General features: G+C 42.3%; 20 protein-coding genes. 9 read left to right on the top strand and 11 right to left on the bottom strand.

The genetic code is table 11. From position 1 onward, the window contains the following. Positions 1 to 79 precede the first annotated feature (79 nt). The gene (locus tag FD724_RS28430; protein ID WP_179074909.1) at positions 80 to 316 is read right to left on the bottom strand and encodes a hypothetical protein; all 237 of its coding nucleotides are present in this window, start codon (positions 314 to 316) and stop codon (positions 80 to 82) included. 213 nt (positions 317 to 529) lie between these two features. Here FD724_RS28430 and FD724_RS28435 point away from each other — a divergent pair, with 213 nt between their 5' ends. Continuing rightward, positions 530 to 898, top strand: a complete 369-nt coding sequence (locus FD724_RS28435; protein WP_114082476.1) for a Dethiobiotin synthetase — start codon at positions 530 to 532, stop codon at positions 896 to 898. 100 nt (positions 899 to 998) lie between these two features. Here the strand turns inward: FD724_RS28435 and FD724_RS28440 are convergent, their stop codons facing one another. Then, entirely contained in the window at positions 999 to 1,610 is a 612-nt protein-coding gene (locus tag FD724_RS28440; protein WP_179074910.1) for a hypothetical protein, read from the bottom strand. 627 nt (positions 1,611 to 2,237) lie between these two features. Further along, positions 2,238 to 2,624 (bottom strand): hypothetical protein, encoded by a 387-nt coding sequence (locus FD724_RS28445; RefSeq protein WP_114082473.1) that lies wholly within the window; start codon positions 2,622 to 2,624, stop codon positions 2,238 to 2,240. Between the two features lie 471 nt (positions 2,625 to 3,095). Between FD724_RS28445 and FD724_RS28450 the strand changes: the two genes are divergently transcribed. Beyond that, the gene (locus FD724_RS28450) at positions 3,096 to 5,000 is read left to right on the top strand and encodes a chloride channel protein (RefSeq protein WP_179074911.1); all 1,905 of its coding nucleotides are present in this window, start codon (positions 3,096 to 3,098) and stop codon (positions 4,998 to 5,000) included. A 69-nt stretch (positions 5,001 to 5,069) separates the two neighbouring features. Here the strand turns inward: FD724_RS28450 and FD724_RS28455 are convergent, their stop codons facing one another. After that, positions 5,070 to 5,483: an AbrB family transcriptional regulator gene (locus tag FD724_RS28455; protein WP_114082471.1), complete on the bottom strand. Its 414-nt coding sequence runs from the start codon at positions 5,481 to 5,483 to the stop codon at positions 5,070 to 5,072. A 394-nt stretch (positions 5,484 to 5,877) separates the two neighbouring features. On the opposite strand from FD724_RS28455, the gene FD724_RS28460 reads away from it, so the two are divergent. From FD724_RS28460 to pyrR, 3 genes are all read left to right on the top strand, one after another. Beyond that, positions 5,878 to 6,318, top strand: coding sequence for an Rrf2 family transcriptional regulator (locus tag FD724_RS28460; RefSeq protein WP_012409421.1), 441 nt, complete (start codon positions 5,878 to 5,880; stop codon positions 6,316 to 6,318). A gap of 379 nt (positions 6,319 to 6,697) precedes the next feature. Then, on the top strand, positions 6,698 to 7,669 hold the full coding sequence (gene cbiB / locus FD724_RS28465) for an adenosylcobinamide-phosphate synthase CbiB (RefSeq protein ID WP_114082470.1): 972 nt from the start codon (positions 6,698 to 6,700) through the stop codon (positions 7,667 to 7,669). A 63-nt stretch (positions 7,670 to 7,732) separates the two neighbouring features. Further along, a complete protein-coding gene (gene pyrR, locus FD724_RS28470) occupies positions 7,733 to 8,269 on the top strand; it encodes a bifunctional pyr operon transcriptional regulator/uracil phosphoribosyltransferase PyrR (RefSeq protein WP_114082469.1) in 537 nt (178 codons plus the stop codon). Positions 8,270 to 8,349: 80 nt separating this feature from the next. On the opposite strand, the gene FD724_RS28475 is transcribed toward pyrR, so the two are convergent. The 4 genes from FD724_RS28475 to FD724_RS28490 form a co-directional block, all read right to left on the bottom strand. Next, positions 8,350 to 8,733, bottom strand: coding sequence for a nuclear transport factor 2 family protein (locus tag FD724_RS28475; RefSeq protein WP_114082468.1), 384 nt, complete (start codon positions 8,731 to 8,733; stop codon positions 8,350 to 8,352). Positions 8,734 to 8,848: 115 nt separating this feature from the next. Further along, positions 8,849 to 10,738, bottom strand: coding sequence for a response regulator (locus FD724_RS28480; RefSeq protein ID WP_179074912.1), 1,890 nt, complete (start codon positions 10,736 to 10,738; stop codon positions 8,849 to 8,851). After that, complete coding sequence (locus tag FD724_RS28485; RefSeq protein WP_372726533.1) at positions 10,704 to 11,168, bottom strand: response regulator; 465 nt, start codon at positions 11,166 to 11,168, stop codon at positions 10,704 to 10,706. The genes FD724_RS28480 and FD724_RS28485 overlap by 35 nt, the downstream gene beginning before the upstream one ends. 349 nt (positions 11,169 to 11,517) lie before the next feature. Then, on the bottom strand, positions 11,518 to 14,868 hold the full coding sequence (locus FD724_RS28490; RefSeq protein ID WP_179074914.1) for a PAS domain-containing protein: 3,351 nt from the start codon (positions 14,866 to 14,868) through the stop codon (positions 11,518 to 11,520). A gap of 753 nt (positions 14,869 to 15,621) precedes the next feature. On the opposite strand from FD724_RS28490, the gene FD724_RS28495 reads away from it, so the two are divergent. Together FD724_RS28495 and FD724_RS28500 are read left to right on the top strand one after the other, a co-directional pair. Further along, positions 15,622 to 16,884 carry a DUF4912 domain-containing protein gene (locus FD724_RS28495; RefSeq protein WP_179074915.1) on the top strand — a complete coding sequence of 421 codons (1,263 nt, stop codon included), beginning with the start codon at positions 15,622 to 15,624 and terminating at the stop codon, positions 16,882 to 16,884. A gap of 197 nt (positions 16,885 to 17,081) precedes the next feature. Further along, positions 17,082 to 18,008 (top strand): phosphodiester glycosidase family protein, encoded by a 927-nt coding sequence (locus tag FD724_RS28500; protein WP_179074916.1) that lies wholly within the window; start codon positions 17,082 to 17,084, stop codon positions 18,006 to 18,008. 234 nt (positions 18,009 to 18,242) lie between these two features. Here FD724_RS28500 and FD724_RS28505 read toward each other — a convergent pair whose 3' ends face one another. Further along, positions 18,243 to 18,611, bottom strand: coding sequence for a hypothetical protein (locus tag FD724_RS28505; RefSeq protein ID WP_256874379.1), 369 nt, complete (start codon positions 18,609 to 18,611; stop codon positions 18,243 to 18,245). Between the two features lie 527 nt (positions 18,612 to 19,138). On the opposite strand from FD724_RS28505, the gene FD724_RS28510 reads away from it, so the two are divergent. Beyond that, positions 19,139 to 19,294: an XRE family transcriptional regulator gene (locus FD724_RS28510; RefSeq protein WP_179074917.1), complete on the top strand. Its 156-nt coding sequence runs from the start codon at positions 19,139 to 19,141 to the stop codon at positions 19,292 to 19,294. Between the two features lie 381 nt (positions 19,295 to 19,675). Next, a complete protein-coding gene (locus tag FD724_RS28515) occupies positions 19,676 to 23,911 on the top strand; it encodes an ATP-binding protein (RefSeq protein WP_179074918.1) in 4,236 nt (1,411 codons plus the stop codon). Between the two features lie 270 nt (positions 23,912 to 24,181). Here the strand turns inward: FD724_RS28515 and FD724_RS28520 are convergent, their stop codons facing one another. Both FD724_RS28520 and FD724_RS28525 read right to left on the bottom strand, forming a co-directional pair. Then, entirely contained in the window at positions 24,182 to 24,655 is a 474-nt protein-coding gene (locus tag FD724_RS28520; protein WP_179074919.1) for a response regulator, read from the bottom strand. Then, entirely contained in the window at positions 24,652 to 26,910 is a 2,259-nt protein-coding gene (locus FD724_RS28525) for an ATP-binding protein (RefSeq protein WP_179075654.1), read from the bottom strand. The genes FD724_RS28520 and FD724_RS28525 overlap by 4 nt, the downstream gene beginning before the upstream one ends. Between the last annotated feature and the right edge of the window lie 76 nt (positions 26,911 to 26,986).

Here is a 26,986-nt window from a genome sequence, read left to right on the forward strand (position 1 = left end):
CCTCTAAGCGATCGCTCACCCATAACTTGTATATTTGACTTTTTAAATCTGGCAAACTCATAATTTTTACTTTTACGTATCAGAGGATTTCAGAAATTGCAAATTCATCATTGATTGCAGCAATTTCTGTTGAAATCTTTAGCTCATCAACCATTAATTGCAGTTTTTCTTCCTGATTTGTGACATCAGCAAATTTATCTTTTGTATATTCACTTTCTCTGATTTGTCTAGCAATGCTTTCTAGTAGCCAAAGTTGTTCTTCTACAGACAAGGCACGGATTGAGCGCTCAATTTCTAGTAAATTCAGTGATATCATTTTGCTTCTGATTCCAAGCGGGGCGTATTTTTCAAAGATATTATTATATGTCAGTCTATCTGGTTAACCTATAGCATCGCAAATTCTCCATCATTTTTCCCAAGCTTATCTTTTCACAAATCAAATGAGATTGCTATAAATAACTAGAAGCCAATTTTATGACTTTTTAATTAGGTATTACTGCTGAAGCAAAATGTACGCTAAACTGACTACATGAATTACGAAACAGCTCGGAAACTCCTCATAGATCAGACAATCACAACCGAGGAAAACCCAGATGCGCTGTTAATGCGTATGAAACAGGGGAAACCGCCGGTACCCGGTCAGATCACTTCAATTTTGTTGGCATTGAAAGTGGTGTTTGAAGCCCTTAAAGATGCAAAGACCCTAGACCGAGAACTGGCTTTAGCTCTTTATCAGTTAAGCATTAAGGCACAACAGCTATTTGCCGCAGGGCGTAAAGCTGGCATAGATTGGCCACCACTACTAAAGGAAGATTTGCTACGAATTTCCTTAGCATCTGAAAGTATCTTTTCAGGTATATGGCAAACCCTAGCTCCCATCAGCCTAGGGAAACTATAGAACACCATTTCAGTAACTTGTATGTGGAAAATCAGGGGCAGAGGAAGATGAGGGAGTGAGGAAGAATAATTAATGCCCCATACCCAATGCCCAATGCCCATTACCGAATTTGCAGTTCACCTTCTAACTTGTCTAAGTCAGTTTTGAGCAAAACCGTCATTTGCCCGGTAAAAGCTTTGCCACTCTTGGGTTGAGCAATTTCCACCCAATATACATAGCGATCGCCTACTCGTAATTCTCCCTTTAAAGCTTCCCGAATGGGAGTTTTGGCTAGACGCGCTGAGTTAACTACCTTCTGGTTGGGATACTGGTAAACTACCTGGGCGCGATCGTAGTCTTGATAAATCTCCAAGCCATAAATCACCCGCAAGGATTCCTGGAGACGCGCAAATGTCATGCCGTTAATGGCATCATACATAGAAATGCGCTCACTACGAATTGTGCCACGGTCTTTAGAAAATTGCACCCTACCAGGGGGCAATACCGACGCTTGAAAAGTGAATCGTTGAGCAGCAGTATCAGTCTTTTGCACAAACAATAACTCCCCACTTCTGGGGCGGAGTGTAGGATGTGCTTTAATCCAAGTGCCTACTTCCTCTGTACTTTGCCCTGGTAAAGCATTGACTTGGGAATCAAAAAGCGTTCCCACGCACAGCCAAGGTACTAGAGAAAAAGGCAAAATCAAACAGTTAAGCAGAGATTTTTTCAGCATTTTTCTATTCACGACTTTCATGGAAATTTCTCTATTAGGGAGTAACCATAGTCTTCCCGTTTTTCAGCAAGATTATTTCAATGGGTCGCAGCGATCGCCCAGCAAAGCCAAATCTTTTCTGTTGGCGCTAGCGAGTCATCAAGTATAACGAGTGTTATCAGCGTCGGAGTCTCCGCCATAGCGCTATGAAGGTGCTGGAAGGAACCCCGCTTACTAAAGAAAGTGTGGTTCTATTCAGTAGAAGATCAAGCTTGGAATTATCTGTAGAAAATCTTGTCTTTTAATGTTTGAGCTATTGATTTTTTGGGAACCATACACAAAGCAATTTAGGATGCTGGTAATAGTAAATGTATAAGGCTATCTACCCAGAAAGTGGCATTTTAATACCCAAACATATCAAGCTATGAAAACAAAAATAATTACACGTTCAGCAGCTAGAAAAGGCTAATATCAGTAAATAGAAAAGAGAGCGATCGCCAATATTTTGGTAAATTGAAATACATTTTTTGCTGAAATATATGTAAAACCGCGTCCTATTTGGGGCAATAAGACACGGTTTCATAAAAGTATTTAGTTATAATATTACAAAAATCAAAGTAAGATTTGATTTATACCAAACTAATCCATTTACTGAGATTTATTTCCTGGTTGATTAACTTTCTCTGTTGTAGGAGAGATTTGGCGCTCGTAACTTGTCTTTTCTTGAGTTAGGGCGATCGCACTAAAGAAAATGGCACTTCCTACAGCCAAGGCTACCATCGGACGCTTGAGCAAAACAAAATCTCTGATAATCCTAGCTAAAGGTCGGCTTTGACGACGTAGCGACGAAGCAATCATCAGTTGTCTCCAAGTAAATGGATCGCGGACATAATGACCGCTTTGGCAAACTACTAGCCTTTCCTGGCAATAGGGACAGCAAAACAAGCCCATGCGCGTTTTAACTGGTTTGGGAGTGGCATTTCTTTGGCAAATTGGGCAAGTAACATAATGATTATCAAAGGTGTGTATATTCATTTACCTCGTCCGCCTAGTCCATTTACTCGCTCTATAAGAATAGCTATATTGAATCGATCAATACTTAGCAGACTTCCAAGTATGGTCTGACAACAGCCATAAATCATACATACATTGTATTACTACCAAGGATGGCTCAATGGTCGCAACACGAGTATAGCTAGATTTAGGCAAGGATGACTCCTAGTTAATGTTTGCAGGTGTACCCACCCAGACCACAAAAACTTTGTTGTCTCTAGAAAAAATAGTGTTGGCGCTCACTCGCACCCCACCAGGGATCTTTGCCCCTCAAATAACAATTGTCTCCCATTTAACCATTCTCCCCACAAAAATTTTGCACAATGACATTTTTTGCTAAAGCTTTGTAAATTAAGCAAATAAAGTCTACTTGTCTGGTTGCTAAATAATGGCTCACAATGAGAAGTAACAGATAAAAATTTAAATTTTTTCTTACATTTACCCCGCCTCTCAATGACTCTCCTGCCTCCCACTCAACTGAGGAAGGTAACGGAACAACCTGCATTTCCTACACCTTCTGCTCATTTAGCTCACCTAATTAATCGTTTTCAACCATCCCCAGAAACAGTTGTCCTGTTTTTAGCCATGCTCATTGGCGGTGGTACGGGTATGGGTGTAGTCACCTTTCACTATTTAATCCAGTTGATTCACCAGTTGATGCTGGAAAATTTAATGGGTCAAATCGGTGTCTGGGGTGCTTGGACTTTAGCCTGCGTTCCCACCCTTGGCGGGTTAATCGTTGGCTTGATGCGCTGGCGCACTCAAGACTTTGGCCCTGGACTTTCATCTCTCATCGCTGCCTCTCAGGGGACAGAGATTAAGCGACCACTACGACCAGTTACGAAAATGCTGGCCGCATCTGTTTCTTTGGGGAGCGGTGCTTCTTTGGGGCCAGAGGGGCCGAGTGTAGAAATTGGCGCAAATTTTGGGATGTTGTTCTCTGTAATCCTCAATGTATCTCAAGAGCGACAACGTTTGTTGTTGGGTGCTGGCGCGGCTGCTGGACTGGCGGCGGGATTTAATGCTCCCATTGCTGGAGTATTTTTTGCCTTGGAAGTGGTGATGGGAGCGACATCTTTCGCTACTTCTGCGGTGAGCGTGGTGCTATTAGCGGCGGTGGTAGCAGCATTAATTGCCCAAATTGGTTTGGGGACACAACCTGCTTTTGATTTACCTGCTTACCAAGTTCGCAGTCCTTTGGAATTACCCCTTTATCTTGGTTTGGGTTTAGGGGCCAGCCTTGTTTCTCTGGCTTATACTCAATTAATTCGTTTAGCAAAAGCCTGCTTTGCCGGAAAGGTTCGAGGTTTTGCCTTTTTGGGACGAATTCCTGAGCCAATTCATCCAATTATTGGCGGTGTGATAATTGGCGCAGTTGCTTTGCATTTCCCACAAATTTTGGGTGTGGGTTATGAAACTGTAGAAGCAATGCTTCAAGATGTGGAGTTTCCACTCTCCCTGTTGGTGGTGCTGTTAGTGGTGAAACTACTGATGACTGCAATTAGTGCGGGTAGTGGTTTCATTGGCGGTTTGTTTGCACCAGCCATGTTTTTAGGTGCTTCTTTTGGTTCAGCGTATGCCAAACTTTTAGCTGTGGCATTCCCGACTATTTGCGATCAAATGGCGGCTCCCCCTGCTTACGCAATGGTAGGAATGGCAGCAGTACTAGCTGCTAGTGTCAGAGCGCCGTTAACGGCTATTTTAATGCTGTTTGAATTAACCCGTGACTATCGCATTGTTTTACCGTTGATGGCAGCTGTGGGTTTGAGTGTTTGGCTAGTAGAAAGGATTAAACCAACTTTTAACTCTAACTCTAATCTACAACAAATTGGTCTTTCGGAATTGAAAGATGAACAAGCGGAAATTGTGCAGAAAATTTTGGTAGAAGATGCTATGCACCCCTATCCAAAAAAATTACCTGCAACCCTTGGAGTTTTAGATGCAGCTGTAGAAATGATCCGCGATCGCACCCGGAGTGCTTTAGTAATTGATGCAGCCGAGCAATTAGTTGGTATACTCTCTCTAGAAGATATTAACCGTGCCCTTGCTCTTTGGCAAAGTTACCCGAATTCACTAACTGAAATTCCAGATAATTTATCCAGTCAAACTCTCATAGATATTTGTACTACTGAAATTCTCTATGCATGGCAAGATGAACTATTATCTGAAGCTTTAGATCGTATGAGTCTTCGAGGTTTACATCAATTACCAGTGGTAGCACGAGACAAACCCGATCGCATTTTGGGTTTACTAGAAAAAGAGCAAATTGCCTTAACCTGCAATTTAGCAGTTACGCGCAAGGCACTTCGCCACTATTTACCAGTCTTACCCACTACAGATATAGTTATTAGTCATTAGTGATCGGTCATTGGTCATTAGTCATTGGTTTTCACAAAGGACAAATGACAATTGACTAATGACCATTTATTAAGCTGTGGCTTCTATGGCTTCATCACCTTCCCGATCTTCTGGATCTACCTGTCTCAGACGAATGTGTTTTTTGCCTAAAGTGATGATAAATTCATCTCCTGGTTTCAGATTCATCTGTTTTGTATAAGCTGAACCTATAAGTAAGTTACCATTCGATTGCACACTAATTCTATAGCTAGCACTACGTCCACCACGCCCATTAGCACTTGGTGTACTGTCCAACTGAATTCCTTCAGCATCAATTAGGGCATTTAAGAACTTCATCATATTGACGCGCTCTATACCATTTTTAGTAACGGTATAGTAGCCGCACTTCTTGGCTTTGTCTTCTTTGCTCTCGCTCTCTAGCTCTTTGACTTTTTTGAGCAGTTCTTCACCGAGTAAGGGTTCAATTTTTTTCTGTTTAGGCATCAACTTAGATCAGAAATGGATGTTTGAAGTGTTGGAATCGATTTTATTTTAGCTGAGGTTGAGCTAATAGGAACATAATCCTTTAGTTTTTATCTCAACCTAGCCAAGTATATTACACTCAGATGCACAATTGTTATGCCATTAACAATATTGTCAAGACAATCTATTTTAGAGAATGCTGGCAATGCTGATCGCTATATATATAGTTTGTAAATCACTGCTAAACTATACTTGTTTAAGTTTTCTAAACTAACGCTCAAAAGGTTGTTTATTTGCTGAGGATGATAATTGAGTTACAGAATGATAAGTAAAACTGATCCTTAGTTATTGGTCGTTGGTTATTGGTTATTTACAAAGGACAAATGACAAAGGATAAATAACAAAGCTTGCCAAAATGAAATTAACTACCAGAGGACACTATAGTGTAAAGGCGTTGCTAGATTTGAGTTTACAGCCAAAATATGGGCCTGTATCTGTAAGAGCGATCGCTAAACGTCAAGATATCCCTGCTCCTTATCTCGAAAAACTACTAATAGAAATGCGTCGTGCATCAATAGTTAAATCAATTCGTGGCAGCATCGGCGGATACCAATTGGCAAGAGAGCCTGCACAAATATCTATAGGACAAATTTTAGAAGCAGTTGGCGAGACTAGCCATTTACCTCATCACACCCCAGCACCTACACAAGCTGAAGATTGGGTAACATTTAGCCTTTGGCAAAGACTCAACCAAAAGCTCAAAGAAGCTTTGTACAGTATTACTCTGGCAGACCTTTATTACGATGCTCGTAGCTGGCAAGCTTCACTTGGGGAAGAAGCTAGTTTTGTGGTTTAGTCAAGAGCGGAGCCAGAGACGCTCCGCCTCCGGTCAATAGTTTAAATATTGACTAGGAATTTTAGATTTTTTGGTTGATACCCCACCCGGTAATTAGTCCCACAACGCTTTCGTGAGGGGAACAAATCGAAAATTCTCAATTTCAAATCCGACGCTTCTATGGATGCTCATTCCTCTCTACAAGATGCTGCGCGTAGCTTCCTTCCCCGCAGGAGTACGCTACCGCTAACGCTGCACCATCAGAGCCAAGTACTTGGATTTTGTACGGCTACGTTAACGTGGTCGGGGTCAATCTAAAATCCAAGTTGCTCTGGAAGCGCACCAAAGGTGCGACCCAAAATCCAAAATCCAAAATTGATTGACCCTTGACTCATGACTTATGACTGATAGCATCTATATCTTAATAATTGCTGCATTTTTAGATTACTTAATTGGCGATCCTTGGGATTGGCCTCATCCAGTACAAATTATGGGGTGGGTAATTTCTCGCCTAAGCAAATTTTTTCTCCAATTGTGTAAAAATCCTCTTACACAACGCCTAGCTGGAATTGTACTAGGGATTATTTTAATAATTGGTAGCGGTCTTGTTGGTTTTTTGATTATTCAAAGTGCCAGATGGGTTCATCCGTGGTTGGGAATTGCAATTGATTCCATTCTTTTAGCTAGTTGTTTTGCTGGTAGAAGTTTGCGAACCGCAGCAGTGGCTGTTTTACAACCTTTAACAGCAGGAGATTTGGAGAAAGCTCGAAAGATTTTAAGTAATTACGTTGGTCGAGATACCCAAAACCTCTCACAAGCAGAAATTTTGCGAGCCGTTTTAGAAACGGTTGCAGAAAATGCTACAGATGGAGTCATGGCTCCGCTTTTTTATGCAATTGTTGGTGTCTTTGTGCCAATTGTGGGGCCAACTCCCTTAGCTTTAGCATACAAAGCCAGCAGTACCCTTGATTCAATGGTGGGATACCGAGAAGCACCCTATACTTATTTGGGATGGTTTTGTGCGCGGTTAGAAGATTATTTAACTTGGCTACCTTGTCGGTTAACAGTCGTGACTCTGGCGCTGTTATCGGGTAAACCAATGCAGGTTTGGCGAATTTGTCGTCGGGATGCAATTAACGATCCTAGTCCCAATTCTGGCTGGAGTGAGTGTGTCTATGCTGCTTTTTTGGGTGTGCAGATGGGAGGTACAAATTGGTATCGTGGGGTAGCTAAGTACAAACCACTGCTAGGAGATGCTATTTATCCCATTACTGCAACGTCTATTCAAAATGCTTTGCAGTTAACTCGATATTGTTTTTTGCTATGGTTAGGCATAGCGATCGCAATATTCTTAATACTCCCAAACAAGTAAATTTAGGAGTTAAGAATAAAAGCTTCTAACTTTTAACTCATCATTCCTAACTTATTATTCCCTATGTCTGCCAAAGTCGTTGAAATTCTCTCATCCGAAGAAATCCGTCGTACCTTAACTCGCCTCGCCTCTCAAATTGTGGAAAGGACACGTGATTTGTCTCAACTGGTGCTTCTTGGTATTTATACCAGGGGTGCGTTATTAGCCGAATTGTTGGCGCGTCAGATTGAGACGCTGGAAGGTGTAGCTGTGTCAGTTGGCGCTTTGGATATTACATTTTATCGAGATGACCTCGACAAGATTGGATTGCGGACTCCAACGAAAAGTGAAATTCCTTTTGACCTTACGGGGAAAACGGTTGTACTCGTGGATGATGTGATTTTTAAAGGACGGACAATTCGCGCTGCTTTGAATGCAGTCAACGATTACGGTAGACCAGAGGTGATTCGTTTAGCCGTGTTAGTAGACAGGGGCCATCGAGAATTACCAATCCACCCAGATTTTATTGGAAAGAAGTTACCTACTGCTAAAGAGGAAGTTGTTAAAGTTTACTTACAAAATTACGATGGACGAGATGCAGTAGAGTTGATTAGTCATTAGTCATTAGTCATTTGTCATTTGTCATTTGTCATTTGTCTTGGGTATTGTAAAACTCTTCTCTAGTCCCCATTCCCCATTCCTTAACGCAAAACTGGACTGCCATGATGATGAACTAAATACCACTTTCCACTAAGAAAGTGAAATATATTTGTAGCTGTTGATTGTGCTTCAAGTCTTCTGCCAGCTACTACTTGGAATACATTTTCTCTCAGCACAACATAAGCAATATTGTCAACTATTTCTGTAGCAATTATATCTGTGTTTATTTCGATATAAGCGGTGTTTTTAAATATCTGCTCCCAAGAGATGCGAATCTCCTTCCAACCTCGTAGTATATTACTTCCAGGATGAATACAAAAACTACCAGTTCCTTGTGACCATACGGCACTCATTATCTCAATATCTTTTCTTTCAAAAGCTCGATAAAAAGCTGCATTAGCCGCTAAGACTTCATCCTTTGTCATGGGGAATTTAATAGTTAGGAGTTAGAAGTTAGAAGTTAGGATTCACTAAATTATAACTCTCAAGTTTGACAAATAAATTAGTAATGCCCAATGCCCCATGCCCAATTTGCAATTCCTAAATCTTTTGAACTGTGCTAATAATTTGCAGTAATTGACTAGCTGTATAAGGCTTGGATAAAAAGGCTTTAATACCCATATCATAGGCTGTATTAACTTTATCAGTCGAAGTTAGTCCGCTGACGGCAATAATTTTGACATCTGGATTAATTTTTCGCAGGGTGCGGATAGTAGTTATCCCATCCATAGACGGCATGACCATATCAGTCAAGACAAGAGATATTTTATCTCGATGTTCTGCATATAAGGCTATTGCTTCAATGCCATCACTAGCTGTCATTGCTTTATAATTATGGCTTTCTAAGGATGTTTTTGTCACGTCTCGAATGGCAGCCTCATCATCTACAACTAAAATTAATTCTCCTTGTCCTGAAGGTAGTCTTTGGTCTTCTTCTTCTATAGTTTCCGCCGCTTCTTGTGCTGGCAAATATACCTTAAATTGGCTACCTTTTCTATGTTCGCTACATACGTTGATAAAACCGCCGTGGCTTTTAATAATGCCAAGGACTGTAGAAAGACCAAGACCAGTACCTTTATTGAGTCTTTTGGTAGTAAAAAATGGATCAAATATCCGATCTAATATTTCTGATTTAATGCCAATTCCTGTATCAGTAACAGTAATAACGACATGATGACCAACTTGAGCTTCGATATGCATCTTGGCGTAATTTTCATCAATTAAGAGATTTTCCGCCGAAATTTTCAAAGTTCCACCATTTGGCATAGCGTCACGAGCATTAACACATAAATTCATCAGTACCTGATGCAGTTGGGTGGCATCACCAGATACAGTCCAAAGATGTTGCGAAATTTGAGTGGAAACTTCAATGGATTTGGGAAATGTTTCTCTAATAATTTGCTGAATTTCTATTATTAAATGCTTTAATTGCAATATTGTGCGCTCGCCTTCAAGCCCACGAGTAAAAGATAATACTTGCTTGACTAAATTTGCCCCGCGTTTAGTGTTTGTAATCAATATTGGCAACAGTCGCCGAGAACGCTCATCATGGACTTGTGCTTCTAAGAGTTGGGCTGTCATCAAAATGGGCGCAAGAATATTATTTAAGTCGTGGGCGATACCACTGGCTAAAGTACCAATGCTTTCCAATCGCTGGGCGCGGAGAAATTGCGCTTCAAGTTGTTTTTTTTGTGTGATATCAGTGTTAACAACGAGAAAAGATTGTGCTTTATTGCCGAATTCATGCACTAGTGTCCAACGGCTTTCGACAATAATTTCTTTACCTGATTTTGTTTTTTGCTGTAATTCGCCCTCCCAAGAGCCATTTTTCATCAAAACACTGAGTGCTTCTTGAACTTTAGACGGATATTTTTCATGCCAGAGAGATCGTGTCTTCTTATTAATTACTTCTTCTTTTTTCCAGCCGTACAGACTCTCAGCAGCTTTGTTCCAAAATAAAATTTTATCGTCTAAATCACGCACAAAAATTGCATCGGTGGCAACATCTAGTAAAGCGGCTTGTTCGCGGATTTTCTGTTCTGTCTGTTTGCGCTCGATGGCGTAGCGGATAGAACGCTCTAACAAAGGTGCAGTCAACTGGCTTTTTTCAAGATAATCTGCGGCTCCGGCTTTCATCGCTTCGATATCTATTTCCCAGTCGCCCTGACCAGTTAGTAAAATTATGGGAGAAGAACAGCCGTTGGCAATTGCTTCGCGCAAAAGTTCCAGTCCATTGTGTGGCCCCAAACGGTAGTCTACAAGATAAACGTCATGTTGGTGGCGAGCGATCGCATTTCTTGCTGCTTCATAATTATTCACCCACTCCAACTCGCAGTCTGCTACGTGAAATTCACTGAACCAGTAACGAGTCAAAATATAGTCATCTTCGTCATCATCAATGAACAAAACTTTGATAGGGCTGTTGTCCATGTTTTTCTCCCACTGCTTCTAGTGGTAGTTTCACGATTTCAAACCAGTATTTGACTAGAGTGTCCATGACCTCGACTAATGAGGCAAAAGGCGCTGGCTTAATGATGAAGGAGTTCGCACCTAAGTGGTAAGTATTATATATATCTTCTTCTCTTCGTGATGTTGTCAGTATTACAACTGGAATTTGCCGCAGTTGGGGGTCAGATTTTATCTGTTTAAGTGCCTCAAGACCGTTAATTCTCGGTATATTCAAATCTAATAAAATCAAACCAGGATGTGGTAAATTTCTCCTGTTTACATATTGACCACGATGGTACAAATAATCCATCAACTCTTCACCATTACTCACGATGTATAGTTCAATTGGCAATTGACTCTCTGCCAATGCCTCACGAACCAAGATGCCATCGTCTTCATCGTCATCAGCCATTAAGATGGTGAGATTTCTTTTTCGACCCTCCACATCGTCTCCTTTGCAGTAATTTATTATGAATCAAGTTATTAAGCTGGCATAGATGGTAACTCTTCCGTTGACAAAAATCATTACTTATGCAATTTATTTGTTTAGGATCTGAAAGTTTTATTTCTTTGCTAATAGAAGGCGATGTCTAACAACAAATAGCTGTGGTGGTAGCCAATAGCCTGAAATAATCGAATCTTATTAATAATTAACATTATGGTTGATTTGTACAATACATCAGTCTTAGAAATTACGAGTGGCAATTGTACAATTAAGCTAATTTTGGGATTTATTATTAATCCCTCTCTAGGAATAAAAATCAAGAATGGGAATTAATTGACAATATGATTGTAAATTTTGCTCCTTGCCCAGGTTTGCTTTGGGCTGTGAGATGTCCATGATGACGCTCAATTATTTTTCGGCAAATCGCTAAACCTATACCAGTGCCTTCGTATTCAATGCTACTATGCAAACGTTGAAAAACATTAAAAATCCGGTCGAGATATTTTTCTTCAAAACCAATCCCATTGTCTTCTACGATGATTTGGCAAAGTTCAGAATTACTAGATATGTTATCTGCTTGATTGTTTAATATCTTACTATAGATTTTGATAACTGGTGGTATTTGTGGGCGATGGAATTTGAGGGCGTTACCAATCAGATTTTGCAACAATTGACGCATCTGTATAGGATCAGCTTGAATGGTGGGTAACTGTCCTATTTCTACACTTCCTCCAGTTTGCTGCACATAAATTTCTAAATCAGACAATACCTCATGGGCAATCTTTGTCAGATTTACTGATACAAAAGGTTGCGCTCTGGTAGTAACTCGTGAAAGTGTTAACAAGTCTTCAATTAATATCTGCATTCTTGATGCAGCATTTTGCATTCGTTCTAGATAGTCACGTCCTTGTTCGCTTAAGGTGTCGCCACAGGTGCTTTTGAGCCGATCACCAAAAGTTTTAATTTTACGCAGTGGCTCTTGCAAATCGTGGGAGGCGACAAATGCAAATTGTTTTAGTTCTTCATTAGAACGCGTGAGTTCTTCTCTGTGCCGAGTTTCTTGTTCTAGGATGAGGCTCTGAGTTGAGGCAATGCCTATTTGATCTGCTAGCTGTCGTAAAAGTTCAATTTCCCAGCTAGTCCACTGGCGGGGATGGGCGCACTGATGGGCAATTAGCAGTCCCCACAGCTGATTTTTGAGGAAAATCGGGACTACAAGGTTGGCTTTAACGGCAAATCGTCCCAGTAATTCGACGTGGCAAGGTTGGATATCAGCTTCTTTGATATCGTTAATGACATTAATTCGTCCTTGGCGGTACTGCTCAATATAATCATCGCGAAAGCAAGGGTCGATGATTTGCTGCCCCAGTACAACAGGTAAACCAGGAACTATTGCCTCTTGAACCGCTATGAAAGAGCCATTTGGCTGTAGGCGCAAGATTAATACTCGGTCGGCAAGCAGTAGCTTTTGCACTTCTTTGACACTGGTTTGCAGAATTTCATCGATTTGTAAAGACTGACGAATTTTCAGGGTGATATTAGCGAATAGTTGCGATCGCAAATTTTGGAGTTCTAATGCTGCTTGGGCACGATCGCGATCGCGCAGTACGGCTTGCCGTTCGCTGATATCCATCATCGCGCCCATCATCCGCACTGGTTTACCTGTTTGGTCATGAACGACATAACCGCGATCGAACATATAGGCATAAGAACCATCGCTGCGACGAAAACGGTATTCATTTGACCAGAATTTTTCACCGCTATCTATCAGTGTCCGCGCTTGGGAGGCGATTCTCTGCCTGTCGTCTGGATGTATATGTTCATACCACCAATTAGCGGTAAATGTTATTTGCTCTTTCGAGTAACCCAGAAGTTTTTCTAAAGCTTGATTCCACCACACCTCATCAGTCAGCAAATCCCAGTCCCATAAAAGATCGTTGGTAGCAAGGGCGACTATTTGGAAACGTTCTTCGCTCTGACGCAGTTGTTCTTCTGCCAGTTTCCGTTCAGTGATATCTGTATGGCAACTTGTCATTCGCACAACATTACCATCTTCATCCCACACTGCCTGACCGCGATCCAAAACCCATTTATAGGTGTCATCTTTGCACCGGACTCGATGTTCGCTGATAAAAAACGGGGTAATCTTAGCAAAGTGATCGGCGATCGCTTGTCTGACAAATCCAATATCATCTGGATGTACTCGTGTTGCCCATTCGTCTAAATGATTGGAAATTTCATGTTCTGCGTAACCCAACATTTCTTTCCAGCGAGTTGAGAAATATACTTGATTATTTTTAACGTTCCAGTCCCAAATGCCATCATTATTGCCCTGCACGGCTAACTGGCAGCGTTCTTCACTTTCTTTGAGTGCTTCTTCCACCCGTTGGCGCTCAATGGCTGTAGCGAGAACATTGGCAACAGCTTGGAGAAAAGAAATGTCATCTTTGGTAAAAATGTGGTGTCTGGTTGTGTGTGCCCCAAAGACACCAAAAGGTCGCTCTTTGCCATAAATCACTACGCTAATACCGCTCACCACTTGATGCTGATGTAGCAGTGATGGCCCATTGAATCGCGTTTCGGCACGGAAGTCATCAACAATCACTGGTTCATCGCAAAGCAGAGTGTAACCAGCTTGAGAATTTATCTCCCCGCTCACGATCGCCTTTCCCACAAGTCCAGGTTGCCAACCGACTCCAGCACGTAGCAGCAATTTCCGGTTATCTGGCAGGAGTTCCAAAATTTTGCAAAACTGAACTTTGAGGCATTGGGCAACAATTGTTACAGATGAGTTCATTAGTGTAGTCAAATCTGCACCAGCTAAAGCCATTTGACTTAGTTCTGCCACCATTACTTGCTGGTTAGCATGAACTTCTAGGGCCTCCTCCGCTTGCCTGCGCTTGGTGATATCCATGTATACCCCAGATATTTGCACAGCTGTACCAGACTTATCTACAACGACAACTCCTTTGTTTGCTAAAAAACGAATTTTCCCATTGGGTAAAATAACTCGAAATTCAATTTCATATTTGGCTTTATCCTCAACAGCTTGCTGATGCGATCGCCTGACGAAATCGCGATCGTGGGGATGAATGCAGTGGAGAAAAGTTTCATAAGTGTAGTTGAAAGTGCCTTTCTCTAAGCCAAAAATTGCTTCCAGATTATCTGAGCAAGTAATTTTGTTCGTCAACAGATCCCAGTTGCAGATGCCCATACGAGCAGCATCTAATGCTATCCTGAGTTCGACTTCCCGCAATTGTGCCTGTGTAGCTTGCTGTCTTAATTCCTGTATGGCATGATTAGCTTCCAAAAGACGGCGCAATCTTAGATGTAATATTGGCCATTGAATCGGCTTAGTAATAAAGTCAGTTGCACCCAAAGCAAAAGCTTTATCTACGGTTGCCTGATCGGAAAAAGCAGAAATCATTAACACTGGTGTGTTTTTGCCGTTGGAAAGTGCTTGCAGTTGAGCGCAGCAACTAAACCCATCAATCACCGGCATCATAATATCCAACAGTACTATATCTGGTTGGAGGCGAGTATAGATAGCGATCGCCTCTAGCCCGTTACTTGCTTCTTCCACCTGATACCCTGCATCTGTCAATTGCTTACACAGACGCATTCGCATAAAATTGTCGTCGTCTACAACCAGAATCAGTTTAGTCATTTGAGTTTATCCTGGGAGCGATCGCCCTTCGTTTCACTTTTTCGCATTACTGGGAGGATGTCAACTGATTGTAGCGAGGGGACAGGGGGAATTTAACCCAGCTTGTTGAAGTAGCGGACTCAAACCCATCTTCCGGTTCCATAGCCTACGGTGTACACACAAGTCTGAAAAAGTTCACTCATCTGAGTTTAAGCGTAAGTTTTACCCCTCCCTAACCCTCCCCAATACATACGGGGAGGGAACTGTATTTCTAGTTTCCCCCCTTTCCAAGGGGGGATTAAGGGGGGTAATTCGACTTGTGTGTACACCGTAGGTTCCATAGCAGGAGTCATTTCCCTCTTCCCTCTGCTCCCTTGCCTACAGCTAAATGTCATGGAAACTTGATATTTGTACTAGAGGGCAACACTGTGCTAGCAATAAATGTCATAAAACCATGACATAGCGATCCCAGAAAAGCTTATAAATTCGTAATATAGTCAAAAAAGCTATAGAAAACACTTGATCCCTAGATATGCTTAGTGGTTAATATTGACTTAACAAACAGAACTTCTTCGATCCCAAAGAAATGCTAATTTTGGCATAACCAGGAATTGCCTAGAAGTTACCTCAATTTAAAAACAGATTAAAAAACTTAAAACTGGGCAAAACCAGGAGTCAGGAATAAGAAATTCATCTGGATGTGGATGACCTTTTATATAGCATTCTTTAACCAGGGGAAATCATTTACCGCTTACACTACTGGAGGCCAAATTAATGGCAAAAGAACGCCCGCCCCTAGAGGAGATGACCTTACGGCAACTACGAAGAGTTGCCAGCGAATATAGCATCTCTCGCTATAGCCGAATGCGTAAATCACAATTGCTGGCATCAATTTTAGAAGTCCAGCGAAGCAAAACTTTGCTCAGTCCATCTCGTTCATTGGAGGCACAGGAAACCGTGGAAGCTGCTAAGTTTGAATTAGGTCAGGAAGATCGTACAGGTGGATCTCTAGCTGATGTTGATGAAGGACTCGCAGATTTGCCTTCTGGCTATGGTGAAAGCCGGATTGTCCTCTTACCACGCGATCCACAGTGGGCTTACACTTACTGGGATATCCCCAATGAACATAAAGAGGAACTACGCCGCCAAGGTGGACAACAACTCGCACTACGGATTTATGATGTTACCGACATCAATATCGAATACCAAAGCCCTCACAGCATTCAAGAATATCCTGCTGATGAACTAGCTAGAGAATGGTATCTACCAGTTCCAGTTAGCGATCGCGATTATGTGATAGATATCGGCTATCGTGCTGCTGATGGTCGCTGGTTAGTACTAGCTCGTTCTGCTAGAGTACACATTCCCCCCGTCTATCCTTCAGACTGGATTGAAGATGTCTTCATCACTGTCAACTTTGAAGAAGATTTGCGCGGTAAGACTCAGTACGAACTAGTTCCCCCAGCCAAGAAGATTGCAGCTACAGCTACCGCCAATGGTGGTGTAAACACTAACGGCAATCCTATCTACGACCAAATCTTTGGTTTAGCCGAATCTGCCGAAGCGCTACGAGTTGCTGGTTCTATCTTCGGTTCTCAGCATCAAGTACCAGGTTCAGCGCGTCCTGAACAAGCCCTTAGTTCCTACATTTTCCCATCTGGTGTGGGTATGTGGGCAGTTCCCACTGTCTCAGGCTTAACCGCTTCCGGTGCAGGAATGTCAGGTGCTGGCTTCTCCGCTTCTGCCGTTCCAGTGCGTCCACGTCAGTTCTGGTTAATTGCCGATGCTGAATTGATAGTTTACGGTGCAACCGAACCCGACGCTACCGTAACCATTGGCGGCCGTCCAATTCAGCTAAATCCAGATGGAACATTCCGCTTCCAAATGTCCTTCCAGGATGGTTTAATTGACTATCCAATTCTGGCTGTAGCTGCGGATGGTGAGCAAACTCGGTCAATTCAGATGAAATTTAATCGTGAGACACCATCTCGCAATACTAACACTAAAGAAGAAGCTGTTTTAGAATGGTTCTCTTAAGTTGTAGTTATTCAGATTAATTTCAGACTGAAATTTTAAAGCAAGAATTCAGAATCCAGAATCCAGAAATCATAATTAAGAAGCCATAATATCCTTGATTTTCTAATCATTCTGGATTCTGACTCCTGACTTCTGAATCCTTACATTTTAAATTATTCCCCGCTATAGTAATTCTGTAGCGGTTTTTTTGCATTATTATGTCAACCAAAAAATTATTTTTGTTATTTATCTCGATAATTGGTGCAAGCTTGTTATCAGGTTGTCAACAGATTGAAGCAAATCCAGTCCCCAAAGCATCTAAAACTTGCCCTGGCAAAGATCCTAAATTCAGTATTGATTTTTTTAAAACCAATAATCAAGGTAAAAAAAATTCCAGAGGTATTAACAATGTGATTATTTTTAATCCCAAATCAGCAGAATTAGATTTCAAAGTTAATGTTGGTCTATCTCATCAACTTTACGCCAAAGATGTCAGAGCTAAGCTGCGTAAAGAATACATTCCAAAACAGTTTCATGAACTCATCGGCGATGAGAATGCCAAATTGAACGGACAGCTACCCATTGCCGCAATTAATGCCGACTACATAGATACTGATAATAAGCCACAAGGTTTAAATGTCTCTCGTGGTATAGAATATTCAGGAGCGTTTAAAAATAAACGTTCTTCCTTTGGGATATCAGGAGGTACACCTAACCAGAGGCAGGCTACTATCCAAGCTGGTAGAAGAAAAAACGATATTCTCAATTACAATTTAGTAGGCGGTAATGGCAGATTCTATCGTCAGGGTAAGTTTAAAGATATTTGTCAAGATTTGGGAGAATTTGCTTGTAAAAATGCAACTAATCGCTCTCTGGCTGCTATCACTAATCAAGGCTATGTAATACTATTAGTTAATGACTTGAAAGCTAATTCAGAGATTGAATTATCTCAACTTAATCAAGAGTTACTGCCAGATATGTTTGATAATGTCCTCCAAGGCATTGCTAGCAATAACTGTTTAGGTAATATTCAAGAAGGAATTTTATTTGATGGAGGTATGTCTCCAGGATTGTATTATAACCAGAAAACTTATGTAGAAAATCTTGGGCCAATTGGTTCGGTTTTTTTGATCTATAAAAAATAAAACATTAGAAAATTATTACACTATGGTATGAGATTGGTAGGGGCAATTCATGAATTGCCCCTACCTCTATTATTAGTTGAGATGATAGATGGATTTACGTCTTGCTGTAGTAGGTTTTCTTCCATATAGCTAAAACATTACTTACACAAGATCATGAAAAAACGAACCGCAGAGGGCGCAGAGGACAAGGAGAAATAAGAGTTTCAGAGAGTTATTGCGTAAGTCCTATAAATTTTAAAATACTGACTCTTTGACTTTTTTCAAATTCTCAAGCTTATTTGGATTTACCCAACGATTGACAAATTCGTGGTTATGTTTGTATACCTTGATTTGTACTTGCTTAGAACTTAACTGAACTACTTCGGCAGGAATTCTTTGAACATCGCTAGAATCTGCACGAGCCTTGTAAAGCCAAATGACTTTTTGCCCTACTTGAAAATAGTCAGGATTGTTATTTGAAGAAGGCGTTTTTTCTGCCCAAGAAGGGAAAGCAATTACTAAGTTGATTAAAAGTACTAAGACTACTAGAGTAATTTGGAAAAGTTTCATGATCATTGCGCTTGTCTTGGGTCTGCTGGGGCAATCAATCTGCTGATCTAGCATTTAACAATTCTCCTTATTTGTTTTATCAAAGTTAAAAGATAGGTACACCAAAATTTTTTTGGTAAATTTAGCGTTAGTTTGGTATTTAAATTTTGGCAAGACACGTACTTTTATATCTCATACGCAAAACTACACACTATACGGATAATTACTGCGGGTAGCTTATCTGTTTCTCTAGGTTCCCTACGGGAGGCTACGCAAACGTACACGTGTTGCAGACAGACACTCCGCGTAGCTTGCTTCGACCTAAGAGTATGCGTCTACATAAATTGCCCCTACTGAAAAGAAAGATTTTCAGTATTGTTTGTGTAAGTCTTGTAAAGTTCAAATCTCTACTGATTTCAGGATAAAGCGACTTATAGAATAAAATCAAATAGTCTTGTTTCTTAAAACAATAAATTAAAATTATGATAATGTTGTGATGCTCTGATTTGAGTTCACAATCTCTATCTCAAGAGCAGTAGACGCAAAATAAGATTTTGTCGTAAAAATTGTTAATATATGGTGCTTTATGAACCTTAATATATATGACTCATAGTGTAAGCCGACTTGTGGCAAAGCAACCTAATATTGGCAAACTAATTCGTGCCCTGCGGCAAGAGTTAAATATGTCTAAAGAAAAGTTGGCTGCCGAATTTAGTATTAAGTTCCTAACAATTAACCCTTGGGAAATGGAGATGTAAGACCTTATCCCTTAAGAATAGAGCGAATTAATAATCTACTCAAGGAGTTAAGTGAACGATGTTAAATTCTTAAGAAAATAGACTCCCTAAAAGAAGAGTAGGCATTGTGAGTTATGAATAAAAACTGACCTTGCTTGATAGCTTGGAATATCGGTCATATAAAGTTGACAATAGAAGAGAGCCAAAACAGCAACTTGCCCTAAAAGACGATTTAAATGCTTTGAAAAGTCACGGCAGAGCCTGTATTTAATTGTATATACCTTTGAATATCCTCTAAAATGACTATTTAGGAGCATCAACGTCTAATTTAGAGGGGATTTTGGCAAAAAGACGACCACAGATATAGCCTTTAACCGACGCATGACCAACCGAGAGGAATTAATGAAGAACGAGTCAACGTCAGCAAGCAACGCCGACGTAAATTTCCTTATCGGCGGGGGTGAAATGGGTGCTAGGATGCGAGAATGGGACTGGTCAAAAAGCTCCCTTGGTCCAACACAGCAGTGGCCACAGAGTTTAAAGACTGCCGTGCGAATTATGCTGACTTGCCGCCAACCCATGTTTGTTTGGTGGGGCGAAGAACTCATAAACCTTTATAATGACCCTTATAAGGCTATTATTGGCGGCAAACATCCAGAAGCACTTGGTCAGCCAGCTTCCTGCGTGTGGCGGGAAATATGGGATCAGGTTGGCCCGCGAGCAGAATCAGCGATGTTGAAGAACGAGGGTACTTATGACGAAGCGCTGCTGCTAATTATGGAGCGCAACGGCTATCCAGAAGAAACCTATTATACTTTTTCATACAGCCCAGTTCCTAATGACCAGGGCGACACAGGCGGGATAATCTGTGCCAATACAGACGACACTCAGCGCATTATTGGTGAACGTCAGTTAGCACTTTTGCGCGAACTCGCAGCTAGGACGGCAGACGCGCGGACATTCGATCAAGCCTGTACACTAAGTGCAAATTGTCTGGAAAGCAACCCTTACGATTTGCCTTTCGCAATGATTTATCTGGTTGATCCAGATCAGCAACAAGTTTTTCTGGCTGGAACATGCCGCATCGGGCAGAATCATGTAGCAGCACCTGAAATAGTCGATCTCGATTCTGATTGCGTTTGGCCCTTTGCGGAAGTGATCGAAACGCATCAGGCAAAACTAATTTCTGATTTGGAAGTGTCTTTTAGTAGCTTACCCTGTGGTGTTTGGGAGCGATCGCCCCATCAAGCGATCGCAGTACCAATTGCAGCATCCGGTAAGACGGGAAAAGCTGGTATATTAATTGCTGGGTTGAATCCCTTCAGGTTATTCGACGATAACTATAGAAGATTCATTGATTTAGTTGCGGCTCAAATTGCAGCCAGTATTGCCAACGCCCAAGCTTACGAGGAAGAACGCAAACGCGCCGAAGCCTTGGCAGAAATTGATCGCGCTAAAACTGTATTTTTCAGCAACGTCAGCCACGAGTTTCGTACCCCTCTAACCCTGATGTTGGGGCCATTAGAGGAAACCTTAGCTAATTGTGCCAGCCTACTGCCAGCCCACGAACGAGAGCAGTTAGAAATGGTGCAACGCAATGGACTCCGCCTGCTAAAACTAGTTAACAGTCTGCTAGATTTCTCGCGCATCGAAGCCGGACGGGTTCAAGCTTCTTATGAACCCACCGAGCTGGCCACTTTCACCGCAGAACTAGCTAGTGTATTTCGTTCAGCAGTAGAACGCGCAGGGATGGAATTATTAGTCAATTGTCCTTCCCTTCCAGCACCAGTGTATGTAGATCGGGAAATGTGGGAAAAGATTGTTCTTAACCTGCTCTCCAATGCCTTCAAGTTCACGATGACTGGAAAAATCGCGGTAAGCTTGCAGTGGGGAAACGACCATATTGAGTTTGCAGTCAAAGATACAGGAATTGGTATCCCAGCAGAAGAAATTCCCCATCTTTTTAAACGATTCCATCGTGTCAAAGGGGCGCAAGGACGAACTTTTGAAGGGTCAGGAATTGGATTATCACTGGTGCAAGAATTGGTGCAAATGCATGGTGGAATAGTCAAAGTAACCAGTGTTCTAGGAGCAGGTAGTTGCTTTACTGTATCAATTCCAACGGGATATGCTCATTTGCTTCCAGCCCGGATTAGCGCCCCTCGCACCTTAGCTTCAACTGCATTAGGTACAACCCCCTATCTAGAAGAAGCTTTGCGTTGGCTACCTGAAGAAGGGAATAGGGAACAGGGAATAGGCAATAGGGAGGAATCTTACCTGTCACCTGTCACCTATAACCTGTCACCTTCTTCTCCCCGAATTCTCCTGGCTGATGATAACGCAGACATGCGCGATTATGTTAAGCGGCTGTTAAGTCAGCAGTATGAGGTGGAATCAGTGGCGGACGGTTTAGCGGCTTTGGATTCTGCCCGTGGGCGTGTCCCAGATTTGGTATTGACGGACGTAATGATGCCTGGATTAGATGGCTTTGGACTGCTGCAAGAATTACGGGCCAATCCGCAAACGAAAAAAGTTCCCATCATTCTGCTGTCAGCGCGGGCGGGGGAAGAGGCACGGGTGGAAGGTTTAGAAGCGGGAGCCGATGATTACTTAATTAAACCGTTCTCGGCTCGGGAATTGTTAGCACGGGTGGAGGCAGCCCTAAAAATGGCTCGTCTCCGTGAGGAGGCAATGCAACGAGAGCAAGGGCTACGCATTGAAGCTGAGGTGGCAAAAGCACACTTAGAAACTGTCCTTGCTGGCATCCAAGACCAATTTTTTGTGTTGGATCGGGAGTGGAATTACACCTTTGTCAACGATCGCGTAGCAGAAGTTGTGGGCATCCAAAAGGAAGAGTTGCTAGATCGGATGATTTGGGAAGTGTTTCCAGATATGGCCAAAAGCGAGTTTTATACCCAGGTTCATTGGGCGATGGCAGAACAGACGGTTGTTCAGTTTGAATACTTCTATCCTCCTTGGCAACGCTGGTTTGAGAAGCGCGTCTACCCCTTTGGTGACGGAGTAAGCATCTTTGTTACAGATATCAGCGATCGCAAACAAGCAGAGAAAGCACTTCGTGAAAGCGAAGAACAGTTCCGCAACATGGCTGACAATGCCCCCTTCATGGTTTGGGTAACAGATACCAATAACTATTGCACCTATCTGAGTAAAAGCTGGTATGACTTTACCGGTCAAAGGGAAGAAACGAGTCTAGGATTTGGCTGGTTGAACGCCGTACATCGAGAAGATTACAATGAGGCTAGGAATATTTTTCTGGAAGCTAGCAAGCGTTGTGAGGCTTTCCGCATGGAGTACCGCTTGCAGCGCAAAGACGGCGAGTATCGCTGGACAATCGATGCTGCTAATCCTTGGTTTGGGGTGGACGGTCAATTTAAAGGTTATATTGGCTCAGTGATTGACATTACAGAACGCAAGACAGCAGAAGCCGAACGCGATCGCCTCCTGGAACTTGAACAAGCTGCCAGAACTGAAGCCGAAACAGCCAACCGGATTAAAGATGAGTTTTTGGCGGTGCTTTCCCATGAATTGCGATCGCCTCTCAATCCCATTCTTGGTTGGGCAAGACTCTTACAAACCCGTGAATTTCAGCCAGCAGAGATCAAAAAAGCGATTGCAACCATCGAGCGGAATGCTAAATTACAAGCTCAACTAATTGAAGATTTGCTTGATGTTTCTCGGATCTTACAAGGCAAGCTTAACCTGAAGATGTTTCCCGTCAACCTAGTACTGGTGATTGAGGCGGGATTGGAGACAGTACGTTTGGCAGCAGAGGCTAAAGATATTCAAATTCAGACAATGCTAGATGCTTCTTTGGGGCAAGTTTTGGGTGATTCCGATCGCTTACAACAAGTAATCTGGAATCTTTTATCAAATGCCGTCAAATTCACTCCTGAAGAAGGAAAAATTAATATTCAACTAGAACGAATTGATTCTCAAGCTCAGATTACCGTCAGCGATACAGGTAAAGGGATCAGCCCTGAATTTCTCCCTCATGTATTTGAATATTTTCGTCAAGCTGATGGCACAACAACCCGAAGGTTTGGTGGTTTGGGGTTAGGATTAGCAATTGTCCGTCATTTGATAGAACTACATGGTGGCAGGATTTGGGCAGAAAGTTTAGGGGAAGGGCAAGGAGCTATTTTTAGAGTTAGGCTACCCCTGATCAAAAAAGAGTTAACCTCAAAACAACAGATAAACATTGATCCTTTAAATGCTTCTTCTACAACTGAAATTCTTACAGGCATTCAAATATTAGTTGTAGACGATGACGATGATACCCGTGAGTTTCATACATTTGTCCTAGAACAGGCTGGGGCAAATGTAATTGCTGTAGCATCAGCAAAAGAAGCACTGCAAGCATTGGCAGAGTCAGAACCAGATATTTTGCTCAGTGATATTGGAATGCCAGAGACAGATGGCTATATGCTAATGCGCCAAATTAGAGCATTGCAGCTAAAGCAAGCTAAACAGATTCCCGCGATCGCTTTAACTGCTTATGCGGGAGAAATCAACCAGCAACAAGCGATCGCATCAGGATTTCAAAGGCATCTGTCTAAACCCGTTGAACCAGATGAGTTAGTCAAGGCAATTGCAACTCTGATTGGTAGGAATGGCTGAGTTCCTAACAAGCAGGGGGCAGGGGACAAGGGGACAAGGGGAGAGGGGGAGAGGGGGGAGTGTGGGGAGAGAGGGGAGTGTGGGGAGCCAGATTTCTTCCCCATCCTCCCACACCTCCCACACCTCCCACACCTTCCTCAGACAAAGGTTTCACGTTTTCTTAGTGACATTCGGGACAGGGGGAAAGACACTACAGTTCAGATAAGACTAAAAGACTTGTAGAGACGGCGATTTATCGCGTCTCAAAAACCCAAAATTTTTGCCTTATGACTAATCCTCTAGGAAACCAGGCAGCGTTGTCACTTCAAACCAATATTCCACTAGCATCTGAATATCTCGTTTCAGTTGAGCAAAATTGATTGGCTTAACAATATAGCTGTTGACACCGTATTGATAACATACTTCAATATCTTTGGGATTGTTAGAGGTAGTAAACACCACCACCGGAATCATTTTTAAGCTGTCATCCTGTTTAATCCGGCGCAACACTTCTCGTCCATCGGTTCCGGGCAGGTTCAAATCAAGGACAATCAAGCCGGGACGGGGCGCACTTTCGCGCTCAATATACCTGCCAGTCCGATAAAGAAATGCTAAGGCTTGTTCCCCATTCACACACCGTTGGATGGCGATCGCAACGGAAGATCGTCCGAGAAATCTTTGCAGTGCCTCAAAGTCTTCGTTGCTATCCTCCACAATTAAAAGTAGGGGCGTTTGCTGGATTGGGGAGACTGAAATGCGAGTCATCTATTTGCCTCCGCCGACAGGGTAAAGTAAAATGTGCTGCCAAGAGTTGGGATAGATTCCACCCAAATTCTACCACCGTGCCGTTCCACAATTTTGCGGGCAATGGTTAACCCTACGCCAGTCCCACCTCCAAAGTCGTCCCGCCCATGTAAGCGGCGGAAGATTTGAAAGATTTTGTCAAGATGTTCTTCTGGAATGCCAATGCCGTTATCACGAACGTAGAAAGTCAGAGAAGTGGGAGAAATTTTGCTTTCGCCATTTCCTTCAACGCAACCAATTTCAACCCACTTTTGCGGTTTATCATTGTACTTAATGGCGTTGCTGATTAGGTTGCTGAAGAGTTCATTAATCTGAGCGCGATCGCATTGAACGCTTTTCAGAGGTTGAGGAATGCGAAATTCGACTTCGCTTTGGGGTCGGGCCATGGTCAAAGTGCCGATTACCTGTTGCACTACGTCATTCAGATTCACTGGTTGCCGAATCAGTTCGGCGCGTCCCAAGCGGGAGAAATGGAGGAGTGAGTTGATCAAGTCTTCCATTCGCTGCGTCAGGCGCACCAGAGTTTGGAGTTTGGCAATTCCATTGTCATCCAATACGTCTGCATAGTCTTCCATTAAAAAGTTGGCATAATTGTGAATGCCCCGCAGAGGTTCCTTCAGGTCATGAGAGGCAACGTAGGCAAAGGAATCGAGTTCTTCGTTACTCCGTTGTAATTCAAAATTCATCGATGCTAGTTTGTCTGCTTGGCGCAACACAACACCCACAACCAGGCTTCGCAGTTCAGTAACCGCTTCAACTTCGCAAGGTTTCCAAGGTAGGGCACATCCTTTCACCGTTTCTTGCCACAATGCAAAAGATTTGCGAGGAGACATCCGTAAACTGCCATCTGAGAAAACTTCTACAGGTTTGTTGGGGTTGCCGCCCCAACTCACGCTTTGAATTACTTCTGGACGAAACCAGAGAATGTAATTGTGATGAACTCTAGAAATTTCTAGGGCTAAAACTCCACTGGCGATCGCTTGATATGACTCGGCGGCAGGATAATTTTTCGTGAGCGATCGCGTCTCAAACAAGTTATGATAAAGATGCAGTTTAATCCAATCAAGTAAGGCATGAACCTCTTCTTCAGAGGGCGTTTTACCCACTCGAATACACTGGTCGCCACTGCATATCGCTGCTCCCGTGGCTGTAACCAGATTAAGTAATTGAGATTTTAGTTGCACCATACCATCCAGGTAATACTCAGCCTGAGATAACTCTTCAACAAATTGAGTTTGCAATGATTTCAATTGGCTTTTGTAATCAATGTCTTCACTCGCTTCTTTGTTTGCCAGTTCCACAGACATCACCTGTCCAATGAACTCGCACACAGTGCGAATATTGTAAGAAATATATTTGGGCGAAGAATGATGACAGGCAATCAATCCCCAAAGCTTTTTTTCGTGCATCAGAGAAATAGACATAGAGGCAGTAACGCCCATATTTTGCAGATATTCTAGATGAATCGGAGAAACACTCCGCAACACCGATAGACTCAGATCGAGCGGTTGATTTGTCAAAGGATTGTTCGCTGGAATTAAGGCGACAGGCTGGTAACTGGCATCTGGAATTAGCCGCAGCCAGTTAAGAGTGTATAGCTGTCGGGCTTGCTTGGGAATGTCAGAGGGTGGATAGTGCAAGTCCAGATAGGGCGTTTCCTGATTGGTGTCTTCAGCGATGACGCTGCCTGCCCCTTCTTGATCAAATTTATAGACCATGACGCGTTCAAAGCCAGTGATTCGCCGGACTTCTGTCACCACAATCTGGCACATTTTCAGTAGTGTGGGTGCTTTTTGAATGCGGGTTATTGTTCCTCTTACCTGTTGATAAAAGTTAAAAAAGCTTATTTGTCCCTTCGCTTGTTTCGGCTCCAATTCCAGAATAATGATATTATCTAAACGATGTACAATACCATCAAAATAGATTGATTTGTTTAGGCGCTTGATAGACAAATTGAGGGGATTGATGCTCTCAAAATCTTCCGCCAGACATTGTTGAATCAGCTTAATCTGCTTGACATTGAATAAGTATGACAGAGGCTTGCCCAGCAATTCTTCTGGTTGACGGGCAACAACTTCCTGGCTATTGCTACTTACCTGAATGATTTCCAGGGTGGGAGCTTGCAAAACCAGTAAAACTCCGTGAGGCTGGATCAGATTTGGAATGTGGATCGGTTCGCGATCGCAGTTCGTTAAATCAATCGTTTCATCAGTTATTCTCAACTTCTCAAACTCCTGGTTATAACTCTGAATTGGGTATTGGATATTGGGAAGATTTAAATATGAGTGAAAA

Origin of the sequence: Nostoc sp. C057, from assembly GCF_013393925.1 — a bacterium.
In the GTDB taxonomy this organism is placed as follows: domain Bacteria; phylum Cyanobacteriota; class Cyanobacteriia; order Cyanobacteriales; family Nostocaceae; genus Nostoc; species Nostoc muscorum_A.

Coding starts and splice junctions, on each gene's coding strand:
- FD724_RS28430 (WP_179074909.1), bottom strand. CDS start 316: ATGATATCACTGAATTTACTAGAAATTGAGCGCTCAATCCGTGCCTTG.
- FD724_RS28435 (WP_114082476.1), top strand. CDS start 530: ATGAATTACGAAACAGCTCGGAAACTCCTCATAGATCAGACAATCACA.
- FD724_RS28440 (WP_179074910.1), bottom strand. CDS start 1,610: ATGCTGAAAAAATCTCTGCTTAACTGTTTGATTTTGCCTTTTTCTCTA.
- FD724_RS28445 (WP_114082473.1), bottom strand. CDS start 2,624: ATGAATATACACACCTTTGATAATCATTATGTTACTTGCCCAATTTGC.
- FD724_RS28450 (WP_179074911.1), top strand. CDS start 3,096: ATGACTCTCCTGCCTCCCACTCAACTGAGGAAGGTAACGGAACAACCT.
- FD724_RS28455 (WP_114082471.1), bottom strand. CDS start 5,483: ATGCCTAAACAGAAAAAAATTGAACCCTTACTCGGTGAAGAACTGCTC.
- FD724_RS28460 (WP_012409421.1), top strand. CDS start 5,878: ATGAAATTAACTACCAGAGGACACTATAGTGTAAAGGCGTTGCTAGAT.
- cbiB (WP_114082470.1), top strand. CDS start 6,698: ATGACTGATAGCATCTATATCTTAATAATTGCTGCATTTTTAGATTAC.
- pyrR (WP_114082469.1), top strand. CDS start 7,733: ATGTCTGCCAAAGTCGTTGAAATTCTCTCATCCGAAGAAATCCGTCGT.
- FD724_RS28475 (WP_114082468.1), bottom strand. CDS start 8,733: ATGACAAAGGATGAAGTCTTAGCGGCTAATGCAGCTTTTTATCGAGCT.
- FD724_RS28480 (WP_179074912.1), bottom strand. CDS start 10,738: ATGGACAACAGCCCTATCAAAGTTTTGTTCATTGATGATGACGAAGAT.
- FD724_RS28485 (WP_372726533.1), bottom strand. CDS start 11,168: ATGGCTGATGACGATGAAGACGATGGCATCTTGGTTCGTGAGGCATTG.
- FD724_RS28490 (WP_179074914.1), bottom strand. CDS start 14,868: ATGACTAAACTGATTCTGGTTGTAGACGACGACAATTTTATGCGAATG.
- FD724_RS28495 (WP_179074915.1), top strand. CDS start 15,622: ATGGCAAAAGAACGCCCGCCCCTAGAGGAGATGACCTTACGGCAACTA.
- FD724_RS28500 (WP_179074916.1), top strand. CDS start 17,082: ATGTCAACCAAAAAATTATTTTTGTTATTTATCTCGATAATTGGTGCA.
- FD724_RS28505 (WP_256874379.1), bottom strand. CDS start 18,611: ATGCTAGATCAGCAGATTGATTGCCCCAGCAGACCCAAGACAAGCGCA.
- FD724_RS28510 (WP_179074917.1), top strand. CDS start 19,139: ATGACTCATAGTGTAAGCCGACTTGTGGCAAAGCAACCTAATATTGGC.
- FD724_RS28515 (WP_179074918.1), top strand. CDS start 19,676: ATGAAGAACGAGTCAACGTCAGCAAGCAACGCCGACGTAAATTTCCTT.
- FD724_RS28520 (WP_179074919.1), bottom strand. CDS start 24,655: ATGACTCGCATTTCAGTCTCCCCAATCCAGCAAACGCCCCTACTTTTA.